At 62.9% G+C, this 16,906-nt stretch carries 8 protein-coding genes; 5 read left to right on the forward strand and 3 right to left on the reverse strand.

From position 1 onward, the window contains the following. The first annotated feature begins 1,013 nt into the window (after positions 1–1,013). Positions 1,014–3,428, forward strand: a complete 2,415-nt coding sequence (locus tag ACFYVR_RS24605; protein ID WP_387478248.1) for a hypothetical protein — start codon at positions 1,014–1,016, stop codon at positions 3,426–3,428. Between the two features lie 1,113 nt (positions 3,429–4,541). Here ACFYVR_RS24605 and ACFYVR_RS24610 read toward each other — a convergent pair. Then, positions 4,542–5,698, reverse strand: a protein-coding gene (locus ACFYVR_RS24610) for an IS3 family transposase (RefSeq protein WP_387478251.1) whose coding sequence is annotated in 2 segments (ribosomal slippage) — positions 4,542–5,410 and positions 5,410–5,698 — 1,158 coding nt in all. Because the reading frame shifts where the segments join, the coding sequence is not laid out codon by codon here. A 140-nt stretch (positions 5,699–5,838) separates the two neighbouring features. On the opposite strand from ACFYVR_RS24610, the gene ACFYVR_RS24615 reads away from it, so the two are divergent. From ACFYVR_RS24615 to ACFYVR_RS24630, 4 genes are all read left to right on the forward strand, one after another. Next, positions 5,839–11,016, forward strand: a complete 5,178-nt coding sequence (locus ACFYVR_RS24615) for a hypothetical protein (protein WP_387478254.1) — start codon at positions 5,839–5,841, stop codon at positions 11,014–11,016. Beyond that, the gene (locus ACFYVR_RS24620; protein WP_387478257.1) at positions 11,013–12,170 is read left to right on the forward strand and encodes a hypothetical protein; all 1,158 of its coding nucleotides are present in this window, start codon (positions 11,013–11,015) and stop codon (positions 12,168–12,170) included. The genes ACFYVR_RS24615 and ACFYVR_RS24620 overlap by 4 nt, the downstream gene beginning before the upstream one ends. A gap of 408 nt (positions 12,171–12,578) precedes the next feature. Next, a complete protein-coding gene (locus tag ACFYVR_RS24625; protein ID WP_387478260.1) occupies positions 12,579–13,481 on the forward strand; it encodes a toll/interleukin-1 receptor domain-containing protein in 903 nt (300 codons plus the stop codon). Positions 13,482–13,999: 518 nt separating this feature from the next. Further along, positions 14,000–14,353: a hypothetical protein gene (locus tag ACFYVR_RS24630; RefSeq protein ID WP_387478263.1), complete on the forward strand. Its 354-nt coding sequence runs from the start codon at positions 14,000–14,002 to the stop codon at positions 14,351–14,353. A gap of 587 nt (positions 14,354–14,940) precedes the next feature. Here the strand turns inward: ACFYVR_RS24630 and ACFYVR_RS24635 are convergent. Together ACFYVR_RS24635 and ACFYVR_RS24640 are read right to left on the reverse strand one after the other, a co-directional pair. Next, entirely contained in the window at positions 14,941–16,026 is a 1,086-nt protein-coding gene (locus ACFYVR_RS24635; protein ID WP_387478266.1) for a hypothetical protein, read from the reverse strand. A gap of 31 nt (positions 16,027–16,057) precedes the next feature. Continuing rightward, positions 16,058–16,828, reverse strand: a complete 771-nt coding sequence (locus ACFYVR_RS24640; RefSeq protein WP_387478269.1) for an N-formylglutamate amidohydrolase — start codon at positions 16,826–16,828, stop codon at positions 16,058–16,060. Positions 16,829–16,906 lie beyond the last annotated feature (78 nt).

A 16,906-nucleotide genomic window follows, 5' to 3' on the forward strand; every position in this document is an offset into this window, starting at 1 on the left:
CCGCGGCGCTCCTCCCGACGCTTCGCGTCGGGAGACGGAGCGGGTCGCTGCGCTCCCCGCCAGGGAGCCGCTACGCGGCTCGCGGTGGGTCACCCTAAGCAGCCGTCGAGCGGGTCGCTGCGCTCCCCTTGAAACCGAAATACCCGCAACAGCAACACCATTCAACGCCACCACCGCAGCACCCCCGAACCAGAACGAGAGCTGGGGACGCGCTTCGCGCGCCGAGGTCCGGCTCGCCGCGTCGCTCTCAACCCGTCCCGATGTCATGCACCCATGATATACCACCACCCCAGACAAGAGCAAAACGACACACTGCCCCGAGAACCGAAATTACTACGCCCACAACATAACACGACACAACACCACAAAACTCTATGCAAACACACCGAGCATTACATCATCACAATCGAATTCAGTTCACCCGTTGCAGCACAACATAATTCAAACCCGCCTCGACAGGGTATCCCGGCCCGCCCCCGACACCCCAACCGCCAGCCCCACACCCCCACCCGACGACGCCGGCACCCCGCCGGCCCCGGCCCCACACCTCACATCTCGAGGTGGGACATGCCATCACCCCAGGTCACAACACAGAAACGACCCCACCCACCGACACCACACCGCAACCATCGACCGGATACCTCCCCGCGTCATCTGTTCGCGACGCCAGGGCGCGGAAGTTATGGAGTCTCGGAGCAACCAGTTCCAGGCCCACCGGACGAGAGAGGCATCCCACGCCCGCACTGCCCGAACTGGCCGCCCTGATCACCAACCTCGACACCAAACACCATCGCCACGGCGATCGGCACCGCCATCGTCACGGCGATCACCACGACCCGACTGAGCAAGGCCCGAGCTATCTCACGGGGTATCAGGAACCACCGCCGGCGCGCGCCATCCTGAGCAGCTTCACGACACCGACACCCCCGGCTGCTCGGCCTGGGGTGTCGCAGCGCTCGGCCACGCCTGCTCCGCCACCCAGCCGCGACCCGGCTTGACATATCGTGGGCGTCGTGTCCAGCAGCAACAGAGGTCGGAAGCGTGTGAAGAAGCGCAAGCAGAAGCGGCAGCAGGCCCGCGGTAAGAGTACGCATGCTCGTATCGAACGAGTCGAACTCGGCGACCTGTTCGGCAGCGAATCGGATGCGGAGTCGCGACTCGCGGAGATCGCCGATCGAATCGCCACGTTCGCTACGCCCTATAACACATTTGACCTCCTGGCGCTGCTACGCCTGCGCTTCGAAACCGCTCTCGCCGCCGATCCCACCGCCGTCAGTTACGACGGCGCCGCCGCACTCGAACTAGGCGCCCTCGTCCTCACTGCACGAGGAATTCAGACCGGGCTTGAGTCATCCGAAGAACCCGAATCCACCGACCTGGACGATGCCCTCGACAACATCAACGCGGCCATTGACGAGGCAATGTCGGCCGGCGCAATGCTGGCCCTAGCAACAACGCAACAAGACTCCTCGGCTGCCCGGGAATTGGGCTTCGGGTCAGTCATGCGTGAGATATTCGTTCGCAACCCCGCCTATCCGCACATGGTCGAGGACACACTCACCGATCTCTTCGACGACCCGGCCGTCGAAGATCTCTGCCGATCGGTCATCGGATGCACGGTGCAGCAGATCCGTCAGGTATTTGCAGCCATGCGTGAGCTGTACCGCGAAGTTTGGGAATCCCGCGCCACCGCGTGGGCAGAGATCGCCGACGCTGACGTTTCCAGCGCCACTAACGCGAGGGACGTCCCGCAGCATGTCCTCGACCATCTGAGACGGATGGCCGACGACAAATCTGCCTATCCGCACACGACCACCGCAGATATTGCTTCACGCAGTGCGCTGTCCACTGAAACCACGCAGACGGTGCTCGACCTGTTCACCACTCCTCTGACCGACCGTGCACCCGGCGAGGCTGCAGTCGACTTCTTCCGAGGAAAATCACCCCTGCGAACGCAGCCGATCCTCTGTGCCCCCGACGGGACCTATGCGATTCCTCATGACGCACTTTTCGTGCATTCCATACGCGAACGCGTCGAGACCGCCCTTAAGCCGGACAATGCGGCGTGGTCCGCATACCAAAAGCATCGCGGGGACTACCTGGAGCGAGCCAGCATCGATCTCCTAACCCCTCACCTTCCAGGCCATACGCTCCATGCCGCCTTCGACTACCTCGTGCCTGACAACGAGGATCAAGAGAAGTTGGCGCCCGAGCAATACACCAAGAAGGTCGAAGGCGACGGCCTGATCGTCATAGACGACATCGCAATCATCATCGAAGCCAAAGCGGTAGCTCTTCGACAGCACTCCCGAACCGGACGTTCCGGTCCCCTCTGGCAGGATCTACGCCGCATGGTGACAATCGCTGCCGAGCAGGGCGACCGGATGCGGAACCGCATCCTCCAGGACCGCGGACTGCGCCTCATCGATGACAGCTGGCTCGACCTCAGCGCCATCCGTGAGGTCCACACCGTGGCGGCCACTCTAGACGACTTGTCGGGAATCGCCACCACCACACACCAACTGGTGAAGGCAGGCCTGCTCACCGAAGCAAACATCCCGTGGATCGTTTCGCTCCATGACCTCCGCGTGATCAGTGAACTCATCAATCGCCCCGCCGAGCTAGTCCTCTACCTGCGACGACGCACCGATCCCGAGCTGACCAAACGAATACAGAGCGCAGATGAGCTCGACTATTTCATGTACTTCCTTGAAGGACGGCTATATGCCGAGCCCGATCCCGACGTACAACAGCGTGAGGTACCGGCCCTTGGCACCCCGTCCGCCGAACAGCGGCGACGCTATCGCGAGCAGCGCCAGACAGTCGAGTTCTTTGAACCCCTGACTGATCAAATAGATACTTGGTACCTGGGCGAACTGAGCGGGCAGTCGGATGCTGCAAACAAGCCTCAGATGCAGTCCGACCCACGACTTCTCATGCTCGTCGACGACCTCAGTGCCCGTCGCGAACCAGGCTGGCTCGCAATGACGACTACGCTGCTCAGCGGCGACCAGCGGACGCAGTTCAAATTCGGCGTCATGGCCGATGCACTCGCGGAAAAGACCCGCGAAGATGGACTGTCTCACCGGATAGCGTGCCCTGGCGGGTCCCGCCGTGACGACAGCTTCGTACTCGTCTGGATGAATGTCGTTCCTGGGACAGGATCGGCCACCGCCCAAGAAGATCTCGTCAATTTTGTCACGGCGAAGAAACACCAACTCAAGGTCAGCCGCGGATTCGGCATGCTCTTGGAAGCAAGCACGGGAACGCTAAGCGCAACGGTTTACGACAACCGCATACCAGGGAAGGATGCCGAACTCGACACCCTGGTGAACGATCTCAACCTGATGGACGTGTTGAGCATGCAACGACACCGAGGTACCGGACGGCGGACCAAGCCCACACCAAGGAAGAAAAAGCGCCGATGACGGTCACCACACTGGATCGAATCGGAGAAGGCCCGGTCAACCGGCCAACTATCTATGGCGAGCGAGCTATGGCTAGAACTCGACGGTTTGAGGACATCCCAGGCATCTGCTGAAGACCGGGCGTTCAAGATCGATCAGACTACAGATATTGCCCGCTGGCCCCGCGGGAGACGCCACAGATCATGCTGAGAGGAACGGTCCGGTATTGGTTGGGTCGCAGATGCTAGGTCGACGGTACCTCACTCACACGATACAAGGACCGAGCGGCGCCCGGAATGACCCGGACACTCACCTGATACTTCTCCGAGCGGCCCACGAAAAGAACCTTCGCATGTCAAGCGTGCGTCCGGATCCAGGGCGGTCGCTCGGCGATCTTCATCCCGCTGTCGCGGTGAGTGGCATGTCAGCAAGAAAGCGCCGCTGACAGCATTCGATCTCAAGCCGGCGAGCGATGCCCGGAATGCGCGAAGGCAGGGTGTTCGCTTGCAGACCTATATCCGGACATCGCCGCCGGATGGGACGCGGAGAGAAAACGTCCCAGTTACCGCTCATGACGTGAATCCCGGAAGCAAGACCAACCGGCTTGCTGTCATCGGCACAGATCAGGCGTGGAATCTCCGTCCGCGTGCGAGTGCCCGATGGTGGTAGCTCTGTGCGGTCCAGACTTTCGTATGGACGCCCCAAATGGCCTCGCAGCCGGACAAGCATCGGTCCATGTCCGTTCCACAACTTCCAATCGTGGCCCGCGCCCGCGCCGGCCACGCATCAGCTAACCCACACCGCTTCGAAACAAGTGCCGCGGGCAACTTGCCGAGCATGGCCAGTGCGAGCGTTCCCAGTCGCGTCGAGCAGGCCAGCCGTTCGACCGTGATGCCGTGGCGCTCGCGCTTGACGAACCCCGCCCGCCACGGCTCGTTGCTCGATAGCGATGGAGGACAGGGACACCCATAGAACTCGAAGTCCCCGTCGTGCGTGGCACTACCTCTGTCCCAGCCCGAACTGGATCTCGGCCTCAACCTACTTCGCTCCGCACGGTCTGTGCTAGAACCAACGTTCTCTTCATCGCGGACAACGGGACTGCCCCCGGTTTAGTTGACACGGGGGTTTGGTGACTCAAGCCGCGGTTGCGGCCTGGTTGATTGTCTCAAACTCGATCGGTGTGAGGCGACCGAGTCGGCGTTGTCGACGTTTCCGGTGGTACGTCCTTTCAATCCAATGGACGATGGCCAGGCGGAGTTGGTTGCGGGTTCTCCAGCGTTGCCTGTCGAGTACGTTGCGTTGCAGGAGAGCGAAGAACGACTCCATCGCAGCATTGTCACCGCACGCGCCGACTCGGCCCATCGATCCGCGTAAGCCATTGTGCGCCAGCGCGTGGACGAATCTTCTGGACCGGAACTGACTGCTGCCCCTGTCGGAGTGCACAATGGTGCCGGCGGGCGAGCGGGTGTCGATGGCGTACGACAACGCTGCGACCGCGAGGGTGGCCTTCATGTGCGGCTCGATCGAGTAGCCGACGATCCGTCCCGAGTAGACGTCCTTGATCGCGCACAAATACAGCTTGCCCTCGTCCGTCCAGTGTTCTGTGATATCGGTGAGCCAGACCTGATTCGGTGCACCCGCGCTGAAGTTGCGGTCGACGAGGTCATCGTGCACCGGCGGCCCCGACTTCCTGTTCAGACCACGCTTCTTGCTGAAGACCGACCAGATCCTCTCCTGTGAGCACAGCCTGGCGACTCTGTTCTCGCCGGCAGCGATGCCGTGGTCGCGGAGTTCGTCGGCGATAAACCGGTACCCGAACGCCGGGTCGTCGGCATGAATCGCACGAGCCGCGTTGATCAGATGTGCGTCATCCCAATCTCGTTGAGAAACAGGGGCTTTGCACCACTTGTAGAACGCTTGGGTGGAGAATCCGAGCACCCGGCAGGTCACCGTGACGGGGACACCGTCGCCAGCAAGGTCGAGGACCAGCGGGAACATCATTTTGGGTTGACGTGCTGGGACAGGTAGCCCACCGCCCGACGCATCACCTCCGCCTCCTGCTCGAGCAGCTTGATTCGTTTGCGCGCCTCGCGCAGCTCAGCAGTCTCGTCCGACCTCGACGGCGGGTCTGTTCGATCGACTCCGTCCTGCCTGTTCGCGATCTTCAACCATCGCTGCAGGCAGGTCTCGGAAATCCCGAAGTCCTTCGCCACCTGACGCAGGGTCGCATCGCCCTTCCGGGCGACCGTGATCACATCACGGCGGAACTCCGCGGGATACGGCTTGGGCATGTTCGACATCCTTTCACCGTGAGGTGCGTCCTCACAGCTCAGGTGTCAACCAAAGTGGGGGCAGTCCCGACAACGGCCATGGCTTGTGCACCACAGCTAATCAGCTAATGTGTCGTTGTTTCGCTGCAGAGAGGGAGCCGATGAGTCTTCGGCCAGCGCATCACGGCTACGCGTATCAAGACGTGCTGACGGCGATTTACCTTGTCGACGTGGCTCTGAGAAGTGCTAACCAAATTGTCGTCGACAAAAAACTCTTCGACGAGGATCGGTTTGACGATCTGACGTGTACCTGGCGCGGAGGTACTCGCAGTCGTGTGCAGGTCAAGCACACAGCTGAAGAACGTGAACTGCCGTTGACGTCCTTCACCGCCGACAAGAGGAGTCTGCGACTCGACAAGCTTTTCGCGTCGCTCGATGAGGATCTGAGCGCACATCCTGGCACCTCCTATCGCGTCGTGCTACGCGACATCGAACCGAGCGACCCTGACCTTACCGACATCCTCAAGCCCGCTGATGGGCCTACAGACCCCGGCCCCGTCATCGAAGGTCTGAAGACGTCGCGGTACCACTTCGATGCTGACGCCATCCTTGCCACCGCAAGGTGGCAGAAGAAGCTGGCGCTCATTGACAAAGACGTCGTGCGCCGTGCCTGTGCACAGCTGATCGTAGAAGTGGACATGCCCAGCTTCTCGATGAATCTTCGCGAGCCCGGCCCTTTGGAGGAAGTGCTACTACGTCGGGTCACTGACGAACTCGGTGCTGGCCGCCCGCCGAATCGCCGACTGGACCCCGAGACCGTGGCTTGGTCACTGATCGAGACGGCAAAAGCTGCCCGCACCCTCAATAGCACCGTGACCACCCAAAATCTGCTGCCCCGGCTCGGTCTGGTCGTCGATTTCGGCGCGGTGCGGCAGGGTCATCCGGTTGACCAGTCAGTAGAGGTCGCTCGTCCTGGTATGGTTGCTGAGATCTATTCGGCCGTAACAGAATTAGCGGCCACAGGCGGCTCTCTCGTCGTCGCCGCGGGCCCGGGAACCGGTAAGTCGTGGCTGTGCGAACAATTGTCGGACCATCTGAGTGCGGAGTGGACCGTAGCGCGGCACCACTGCTGGTTAGGGGCGGCGGACGAGCATCGGGATGATCGGGTTCTTTCCGATGTCGTGATCGGGAGCTTGATCCAGCAACTGGAATCCGTGTGTCCCGAGAGTGTCGACAAGATCCGTCCCCGCTATGCCGCCACGAGTGAAACGCTGTCTGCGGTGGTCGATGTGATCCGCCAGGATCATCCATTCCGGCCGATCCTGCTGATCGTTGACGGCCTAGACCATGTCACTCGTGTTCGCGGCCGAACAGGGGGTGCTGCTTTCGGCAATCCTGGTGATCCGGCCCGGGCGCTGGTGGATGAACTCGCCGCATTGAAGCTTCCGGAGGGCGTCGTACTGGTGCTCGCAAGTCAGCCTGGCGACCATTTAGATTTCCTTGCCGGCCGTACGATCAGTGTTGCTCCCCTCACGCGCAACGAGGTAGGGGCGCTCGTTGAGCAGCATGGGGTCCTGACGGAGGAAGACAGATCGGAAACATTGGCGCCGGGCTCGACTCGGGCGGATGCGATCATTGATTTGGTGTATGAGCGGTCCCGTGGAAATGCCCTGTACGCGACGTATCTGTGCAGGCAGGCGGCCGGACATGATCCGCTGGGCCGGCTGCGAGAGGTGCCGACGTCGGCCGATGACCTCGATACCTACTACCGCTACTTGTTGGACGGGCTCACCGAGGGACAGCGGATGGCCGTCGGATTGCTCGCCGTGTGCGATTTCGGTGTCTCCGTTGACGAGCTTGGGGAGATCTTCCCCTTCGTGGCCATGATCCCCGCAGCCCTGGAGACCGTCGCCCCTATCGTCATCCAGCAGCCCGGAATCGGCGGGCTCAAGATCCACCACGAGAGTTTCAGCCGCTACATCCGCGATGGCACGGCGCGAAAAAGTCTCGATGACGCACGTGCACAGGCGGCAGAATGGTTGAAGGACCGTGGATTCTTCACCGACACGCGGGCGTTCCGCCATCTGCCGGAACTACTTGTCGACCTCGAACGCGACGACGAGATCTCGACCCTGGTCGGGCCCGACTTCGTATCCCGCGCAATCGCAGGGCTCCAGCCGCCGGCGGCAATCAAGGCGGCGCTCGAGGTTGTATCCCGACGCGCCGCAGTCACTCTCGATTGGCGAATGCTTCTACGCTGCACGGAATTGCGGCGGTCCACCGGAACGTACGAGTTCGAAAACGTGCCGGACACTCTCGTGGACTACGGGGATGTGCTGGTCTCACTGCTGGGGGCGGACGAGATCGCCACAAGTCTGGTTTACGACGGCGAGCGCACGATGGAGGCGCGATGGGGGCTGCAGTTGTGCGCTGCAGTTGATCGCGCCGGGGCGGCGGCGCCATGGGGGGCGTACCTCACCGGGTGGCTGGAGACACCCAATGACAATGTCGCCTACGGCAAGGACAGCGACAACGAGGTGCGGCTCGCTCAGCTCAGGGCCGAACTTCGACTTTCTGCCCAACAGTCCAACGACCAGGAAGGCCAGTTCACAGCGGAGGATATTGCCGGAATCCTCGCCGACAACGAACTTCCACTCGCCGACGTGATCGACGTGCTGTCCGACTGTTTCGGCCCCCTGTTGCTGATGGAGGCGATACCTCACATCACCGACGGATCCGCGCGCGCCACATTGTTGTTGCACCTCGCCGACCTGATGACGAGCTCATCTAGTGAGCTCCCCCCCGCCGGCGACCTCGCGTGTCAGGCCTGGGATAGCGCTCCGGGCCTCGACCCCCGTAGGGCACTCGAACACGGCGTGCCAATCGACAAGCTCGTCGATGTTCTGTTCGGCGACGACGTCGACGGCACCCTCAGTGCGGCGACCGACGACGTACTGACTGATCCTCAGCCGAACCTCGCCGACGCGATTCGTCGCTGGCTGGACCTGATCACTACCGCCCACGCGCACGACAAGCACGCACCGAACAGAATGCTGGCCCGCGTGGAGGGCGTCGGATTCTTCCGCGCATGGCTCCGATTCACCATCGCCACCGTGGGACTGGGCAGCGAGGTGGCGCGAGGCGCGATCGAGCCGAAAACCGCGTCCGCAACCGTCCGAATCGCGCTCGAACAGCTGGCACAGAATGCCGAACCCTTCACCGGCAAGCCCAGAGCGTGCGACCTATGGGGAACCCACCACCACGTGCACGAGGTAGTCGAGAAGGCCGTAACCCTGCTCGACGATGACGATCTCGAGGCTGCGATCGGCTACCTCACCGCCACCAGCGCCGGCACCACTACGTCCGCAATGGGCTTCGCAGCCACAGGACCTCTCTACATCACCGACCTCCTCGCGATACTGAGTCGGACCGTCGACGGCGCCGGCGCCGCAATTGTCCACGGTCTCCGGCAACGCCTACGGAACGAACGCGCGGGACAAGTCCCGATCTACTCCGAGCGAGCGAAATTCGAACTCGAGATGGCCCGAATCAGTCTGTACGCGGGAGATCGCGCCGAAGCAGGCGAGTGCTGGGAGCGCGCGGCGCACCTGCTGGCAGGCTACGGAAGTCACAAGGACCCCACCATCTACGAGCTCATCGATCCGCTACCGGAGCTCCGGGTCGCCGATGTCGAACGCGCACAGTCCTGCCTCGCCCGGCTCCAGCCACTGACGTACCTAGTTCCGAAGCATACGGACGGGCGCGACACCTCAGGCACACCACACGAGTGGTGGCGACACCTCGCATCCCTGGACCCTCGGGCCGCGGCGGACCATGCGGCGTCCATTCTCCTCACCGAACCCGGCCTCACCGATGCGCTCGTAGAGACAGCACATCTCGAGTTGCTCAGCGAGCAAGCTGACACTTCCGACCCGATTATATTGGCAGCCTTGAGGATTGCCGCGGGATCTCGGGGAAGAAACCTCAAGCTGGATACCGCTCTCCTAGGGCGTCTCGCCGACCTGCCGGTAGACGATCCGGCCAGAACCTGCGGAGCACTGGCCGTCATCGCCAACGCGATCACCAGCACATATGACGACATGAGCCTCATGCCCGTCTCCCGAACAGACGATCCCCATCCAGGCACGGATCTCGACACTGCCGCCCTGGCTCTCGGCGGAGAGGGTGTGCGGCCACACTCGGTGCGGAAAGATCCCAAATCCCGACTTCGCCCTCGTAGCGCAGGGCGAAGTGTCCTCGATATTCTCCATGCCCGACAGCGCCCGTCGCTACCACCGGGTGCCGTAGGTGCGATCTCAGCGGTACGGGAACACGTGGCCGGGACACGGGGCGAAAGCCCGTATGCATCCGGCGACAACCTCGACGCGCTGGTGAACGCGATCGGCTGGCGGGTAGTGGAAACGGCACTCGGCGAAACCGGCCCGGACGCGGCGGTCCAGCTGCTGCATCGCATCGCCGACGAACTCGGCTCCTATCACGACCCCCACGTCCTCGTCGACATCGCCGAGGGACTCGCGTTGCGGCGGGATATCGACCCTGATGTCTTCAACCGCGTCGCCGCCGTCGCTTTCGTGCTCGCCTTCACTCGGATCCGTGGCAGAGGTGGCTGGTTCACCTTCGCTGGACGGGACCGGCTCGATCTGTGGCGGCGCGCCCTCACCCTCGACGCCAACGCCGCAGGCTCTACGCTCGCAGGCGAAATCACCCGCACCATCGCCGGTGAATGGCATACGACCTCCGGCGTGACCCGAGCAGTCGTCTCAGCATTCGCTGCGACGCATCTCGAATCGGAGATACTCCCAACTAGTGGCGCATTCTCCTGTTGGGATGCCGCATACGAGGTCATCGAGCACCGGCTCCCAGGTCAGACGAACCTAGGCGTCGGAACGTACCAGGCACCGCTGCGACCGGCGACCCAAGAGGAGATCGATCACGCGCTTGGACAATTAGCCTTGTCCACGCTCGCGTTGCCCGAACGCGGCGACCGTCGCCGGGCCTTGGTAGCGGCCACGGCCTTGGCCATTCGACCCGATCACCTACAATCCGCTGCCACCCGGGTGCTGACCGCCGATATCGGATCTGGCCCGCTGGCCTGGCTACTGGCCACGCTTCGTGACCTCGTAAGCACCACCCCCCTCACCGCTGCCCTCCTTGATCAACTCACCACCCTGACCGGGAGCGATCTGTTGTCCGTTCGTGTCGCGGCCGCCGACATCCTCGCGAACGCAGGCCGGATACCGCCAGCCCCTCCCGCGACACCTGCCCACCCGGAACTCAGCCGGACACTATCGACAGTCGAGCAGGGGGAATCATCATGAGTGCCGACGACCACATCATCGCGGAGGATCTCGTGCTCACCCACGTTGCGCACCTCCTCGAACGCATCGACATTCCTGGACTTTACGAGGCGACAATCGACTTCACCGCCATAGCTCTCACGGAGGGCGGCAATGATCTGATGCGCCATCAACTCGACCAGCTATGCGGAACGACCCGCCGACGGCTCCCCGACGCCTACCTCGCCGCCGAGGCAGCCCCACGTGACGCAATCGAACAGGCAGCTGCAGGGCTCCGCTCGGCCTTAGCGCAAGCAGGTCACCTCGTGGACGCGCACGGCTTCGAACACCAGCTCGCGGAATACTTGGCGGACGACGAACAGCTGTCCATTCGAACCGAAGTAGCCCGCATCCCACGCCCGAACATACGCCCCGACCCGCTTCGTTGGTCACTCGATCCAGCACCCTGGGCCAGTGAAGACCGAAGCAACGACGCTCCCTGGCCACCAGCGGGATTCGACACTGTCGCTGGTCTCAGAACTTTACCGGACGGCGTCGCCGCACTCGCCCGAGTCGACAACGGTCCGCACGCCGGCTGGACCCAGATCGGCCTTGCCGAGAAACACCACACCCCAGCACGCCGCTACCCTGCTTTACCGCAAAGAACCGTCCTTATCATGCTCGGCTTGGAGATCACCGATACCGCACCACCACCGAGATCACTGCCCTACACCGAGGGGCCCTGGCAACTGTGGACCGAACCATGGCAGCAGCGCGTGGGCATACCGACGATCCCGGACCTCTTCGCCACCGAATCGTTCCCAGTTCTCGCTCTCACCGACGGCGGCCTTTGCGGACCACGGCATCGGAGAAACAACGGCCCCGGCCTCCCCGAGTTCCTGCTGGCGCCCGCGCCCCAGTTCGTTGCCGCACTAGACCTCCACCCCACCCCCGGCGCCTTCTCAGGCTTCAGTCTGAGTGACGACAACGGTCCAGCACTCGTCGGTCGCCAATGGCGTGGCCATTTGGTCCACGACGGCAACTACAAACCCCTCACCCCCGCCGTAGAGGGCTGCGACGTCCTCATCCGGTCTGACCTGATCGCGAAGGTCATAGACCTCGCTGGGGCCGACCGTGTGCACGTGGGAATCCAGGTCCTCCACGGCGAGTCTCAAATCGAGGGCCACACCGGATAACTCCTATGAAGGGACCCGGTCCCATCGAACCCGGCTGTCGCCCGGTCGGACCGGCGCGGCGTCCGGGTCGTCACGAGGTGCGCGTTCGAGGACCACGTTCGCCTTCTGCGTTGGCGCATTCAAGAACGGCCACCGTTACCACGATCCCGGCAGCGGCCGGGTCCCATCGCCGCGGCTCGACGCCGAACCGCCTGGAGGTGATCATGAGGGTGACGTTCTCGATCGCGAGCGCTACGCCACAACGGTTCTCGTGACGTCGTCGACCGGAACCTGGCGGTGAACGAGGTTACGACCTCTTTCGAGTTCATGACTCGTTCGTCCAGTTCGTGGACTGCTCCCTCACCCACCTCGGGACATGCCATCACCCCAGGTCAGTCGCGTAATCCTAAAAAGATCTATGGTTGTCGGGTGCCGCTTACACGAGGAGACCGCTTCCGTCTGAAGGCTGAGATTACCGATGAGTTTGGCGAGCCTCACTGGTCCTTCGACCGCATCGACATGCTGCTGAAAGAGTTCAAACTCGGACCTTGGCCGAGAGACTACGACGACCCTTCTCCCTCTGATCTCCTCGCGGATCTGTCAGACGACGACCTCGTCGAGCTGTACTCGACTGCACTCAAGATCGACCCGGAGGAGGTCACGACCGTACTCGATACGACCGATGATGGTTGCTGGAAACCGGGCTACGTCCGGGTCTTCCTGTCACACTCCGCGATCCACAAGGAATTCGTGGGAAAGATCGCCGACGAACTCGCAGTGGCCGGCATCCACGGGTTCGTCGCCCACGACACGATGACTGTCAGCAAACCCTGGCAGGGCCAGATCGAAGCCGCTCTGCAATCCATGCAGGCGTTCGTGGCGCTCGTGCACCCCGAGTTCAACGACAGTGCGTGGTGCCACCAAGAAATAGGGTGGGCTCTCGGACGCCGTATCCCCGTCTACACGGTCAGGTTCGGCAACGATCCGAAGGGATTCATCAGCAGCGTCCAGTGGCCCAGTTGCCACGGCAAGACTGCACGAGAAGTGGCGACAACGATCAGTAGCTGGATCGCAGAACAGGACCTCCTCGGCGAGTCCATTGTCGAGGGAATGTTCAGCGCTCTGCGTGAGGCAGGCAACTACTACGACGCCGAAGCAGCCGTGAAGCGGCTGGCAACCCTCGGCACTCTCACTGCTGACCAGTTCACCGAACTCGACCGGATCTGGTGGTCCAACGATCAGCTGTACGGCAGCATTCTCGCTACGAGGGCTATGTCGCCGTTCTACGCTGCCAACGGTCGGCCCTGGCCGCCGGACAAGGAGGTGCAGTAGCGGGTCCGCCTCGTCCTTGTCGACCAGGACAGGTCCGCCTGACCATGTGAACGCCCACCTGCGGCTCTCGTGGTGCCTGCACCCCACCCGGCAGAAATCCAGCCACTGCGATCGCAAAGTGAGCACCCCCCGGGCCAGGACTACCGCCACACAGTCCCCGCGGGGACTGGACGCTCGCGTCCTAGTCTCTGATCTCCTCAGAAGGAGCTATGTAATAGACCCCGCCTGGGATTTCGTTCCAGTCGATGTCCTCCAACGCACGATCTCGCGGTTCATGCTCGGCGTTTCCTCCGCATCCAGCAATTCGGTGTCGTGGCTCCTGTTCGAGGTCGCTCGACCTCCTGAGTAGCCGTAACGAACTGCCCGGTGTTCGCTATATAGGCACGACAATTCGGATGTGAGGAGACACCACATGGCCGCTGCCGTTCGAGGCACTAGATACCGGCTTGGCCTGGTCGTTGCCGCGATGACCTGTGCTGTCCTCTCGGTCACTGTGGCCGCGTGCGGATCCGCTGAAAGTGACAAGCAGACTGGCGATAGCACCCTTCGAGGGATGTGTCGAAGATGCCGCCAATCACCTTGAGTCCGTGATCGGGCTGTCCTCGGAGCAGGCACGGAGGCAGGCGGCAGACAGTCCTCGGTGCAGTCCGCTCGCGGCGTCTACTTCCATCGCTGCGGTTCCAACCTCGGAGAAGGTGTGGCCGGCGGGTATCGACGAGCGCACCAAGGGTCTAATCAAAGTGGCCGTGCACAACACCTGCGTGGACCTCCGGAACGGGCGATCGAAGGACCGGACTATGGAGATGCTGCTGCCAAACTTCACGCCGGCGCAGTCCGAAGAGGTGTACGCCGCGGCGCTCGAGAAGTGCTGAAACTGCCTGAGTGAATGCGGTAAGTGCCACACTGGAGTTTCCGTACTCATCCAGCTCATTAGCCCTCCAGTTAGGAGGGTCGCCGATGTGAGTCGCGTCGGTGGCCAGTCGGGTCACACGGCGCACGTCCACAGTCAGCGGGCTGAGTCATCCTCGGGCAGTTCGGGGTTCGGCCAAAGCTAGTGGAGGCCGGCCATTGCCATCGGGCCGTGGGTGTCGGCGTGCAGAAAGAACGGCGCAGTCGGCGCCACCATCAGCAGCCAACTCAGCCTGAACGGCGCACACCTGTACAACCCCGAACGCAATGTCCTCATACTTGAGGGCGCGGCCGTATCTGTCTCGATCCTCCGTGAGAGGGCGTCGGTTGGAAGAGATCGACCGTAAACGTGACCCAAACCAGTCGCCAAACATGACCTACCCCCTCTGATGCGGGGAGTTCTACTTCAAGTTGAACGTATCCGCGAAGCAGCGCGTCGATTGGTCCACGATGACCGCAGTGCCTACAGCCGCCCCTACTTCGCACGTCGCCGTGTGTCGGAGTAGAGACCTGCCGCGATAGGGACGGGTTTGATCCACGGCCTTCCGTGTCAGCGCGGCGGGTACTGCTGGGTGCGGGCAGTGCCGTCGTCGTAGTCGTCGACGTATGGCCCTGCCCCTGGTGTGTAGTCGCCGCCGACATGGTCTGGGTCGTAGGCCATGAACACCACATCGGGGCGACCGTTGTTGTATGCACGGAAGGTGTCGTAGTCCCAACCCTCGGGGGCGTAGTCGTCGTTCCACTTCAGTCGCGCGACGGGCACGAAACCTGCATCGGCGTAAAGGTCGGGTAGGACGGTGTCGAAGCAGTCCAGGCGACGGCCGCCGAGCGCGGTGGCCTGAGAGAGCATCGACTGCGCGGACTTCGGGTGCGCGCAGTCCTTGTGTGCGAACACGGAGACGATCTCGTCGCCCTTGAGCGCGACACCAGCCTTTCCGTCATCGGTTACCAAAAGACGCATCCGACGGTATTCGTCCTCGTCGTAAACTTGCACTGACGCCGCATAGGGGTTCTTGCGGGTCAGTTCGAGCATCTGGGCGCGGTAGATACCGGAGTCGGCCGGGGCCAGCTCGTAGAGTGTCGGCGCCGACATCCCTGCCGAGGTGAAGCGCTGGCAATCAGCATCGGAAAGCGTGTGCTCAGCGACTGGGGTGACATCGTGGCCGTTGATCAGAAGCCGAGCGCCTCCGCCTCCTCGATCTTCGGGTCGGTGAAGCGCTGCTCGATCTTCTTGCGCTGGTCCTCCGGCAGATCCGGACTCCACCCGTACTGCCTCCAAAACGCTTCGCGGCGCTCCTGCGTCATCGGTTCCTCGTTGTGCATCGTCGGTTCCTTCCCCATCGATCTGTCCTTCGCGAGCGTGGCGCAGCGCTTCGGTCTGCTCGGTTCGTAGCCTTTCAGCATCTCGCAGACGCGCCGTCAGCACGTCCCGATCCTTGGGGTCGCTAGATGCCTCGATTGCCGCGCGTAGCTGGTCCTGGCCGCCGGGAGTGGCGTCGAACAGCGAGAGGATCTTGGCGTGGTCGGCCTCGGCTGCGGCGAGGCGGCGTTGCAGGCGCGCGTGCGCCGGGTTGTCGGCCAACCGTGCGCGTGCGGTCACAACGCGCGCGGCGGCCTTGTTGAGGCGCTGGCGCATATGCGGGGTGCAGCGTGGCCCGGGCTTGGGTTTACACATCGGCGGTCACCAGATCGGTGGCCGTGTCGATCAGGATTGCCAGGGCACGGGCGAGCCGGTCGACGCGCGAGAGGTTGGGGGTGCGCGGTTCGGTGAGGTAGACGTCGCGGCGCAGCTCGATCATCACCGACGCGACGCGTTCGTCGCGGCCGTAGTGGTGCAGCGGCACGTAGGACCCCGCGTAGGGGGTGTTCTCGGCGATGTGATCGATCTCCGTGAGGGACGCGAATGCGCCACGAGTGGCGTCGGTCAACCAGTCCGGGGTGTGGGCCGGGTCTGTGCCGATGCACAACGCTGGGCGCGCAGCATCCGGGTTCTCGAACCCGGACGGCTTTTCGGGATACGAGTGCAGGTCGATGATCACGGCGCGTCCGCACGCGTGTAGGCGATCCTCGACTGCCGCGGTGATCGCGGCGGTGTAGGGACGGAAATGAGCATCAAGCAGATCAGCCGCGCGTGGGTAGGGCTCGGCGCGCAGCGGTGCGCCGTTACAGGTGCGGGTGTAGACCGCGCCCCGGCCGAATTCGTTGGCCGTCTCCCTGGCGTCGGGGAATCGCTCGGGGTCGATCACCAGCCGCGAGAGCGTGTTGACCACGGTGGCCGGCCGCCACCGTGTGTGACGAACCGCTACAGCCGCGATCTCGTCAGTGGCGGTGTCGGTCGATTCGTCGAGTTCGGCGGCCAGCTCGGCATCGTTCAACAGCAGGTCTGCGCGCACATCTGGCGGAATGATGTGGGAGGCGTGCGGGACGTGTATGAGCACCGGAGATCGACCGTCCCCTGGTGTGATCAGTGCGGAATTAGAGATGCCTTTCCCTTCTCAGGTTGTCGAGGTGACGGC

The organism is Rhodococcus sp. NPDC003318 (assembly GCF_042879035.1).
Lineage (GTDB): Bacteria > Actinomycetota > Actinomycetes > Mycobacteriales > Mycobacteriaceae > Rhodococcus_G.

Excerpts from the sequence above, each read along its gene's own strand:
- ACFYVR_RS24635 (WP_387478266.1), bottom strand. The coding sequence starts at position 16,026 with ATGCGCCAGCGCCTCAACAAGGCCGCCGCGCGCGTTGTGACCGCACGC.
- ACFYVR_RS24615 (WP_387478254.1), top strand. The coding sequence starts at position 5,839 with ATGAGTCTTCGGCCAGCGCATCACGGCTACGCGTATCAAGACGTGCTG.
- ACFYVR_RS24620 (WP_387478257.1), top strand. The coding sequence starts at position 11,013 with ATGAGTGCCGACGACCACATCATCGCGGAGGATCTCGTGCTCACCCAC.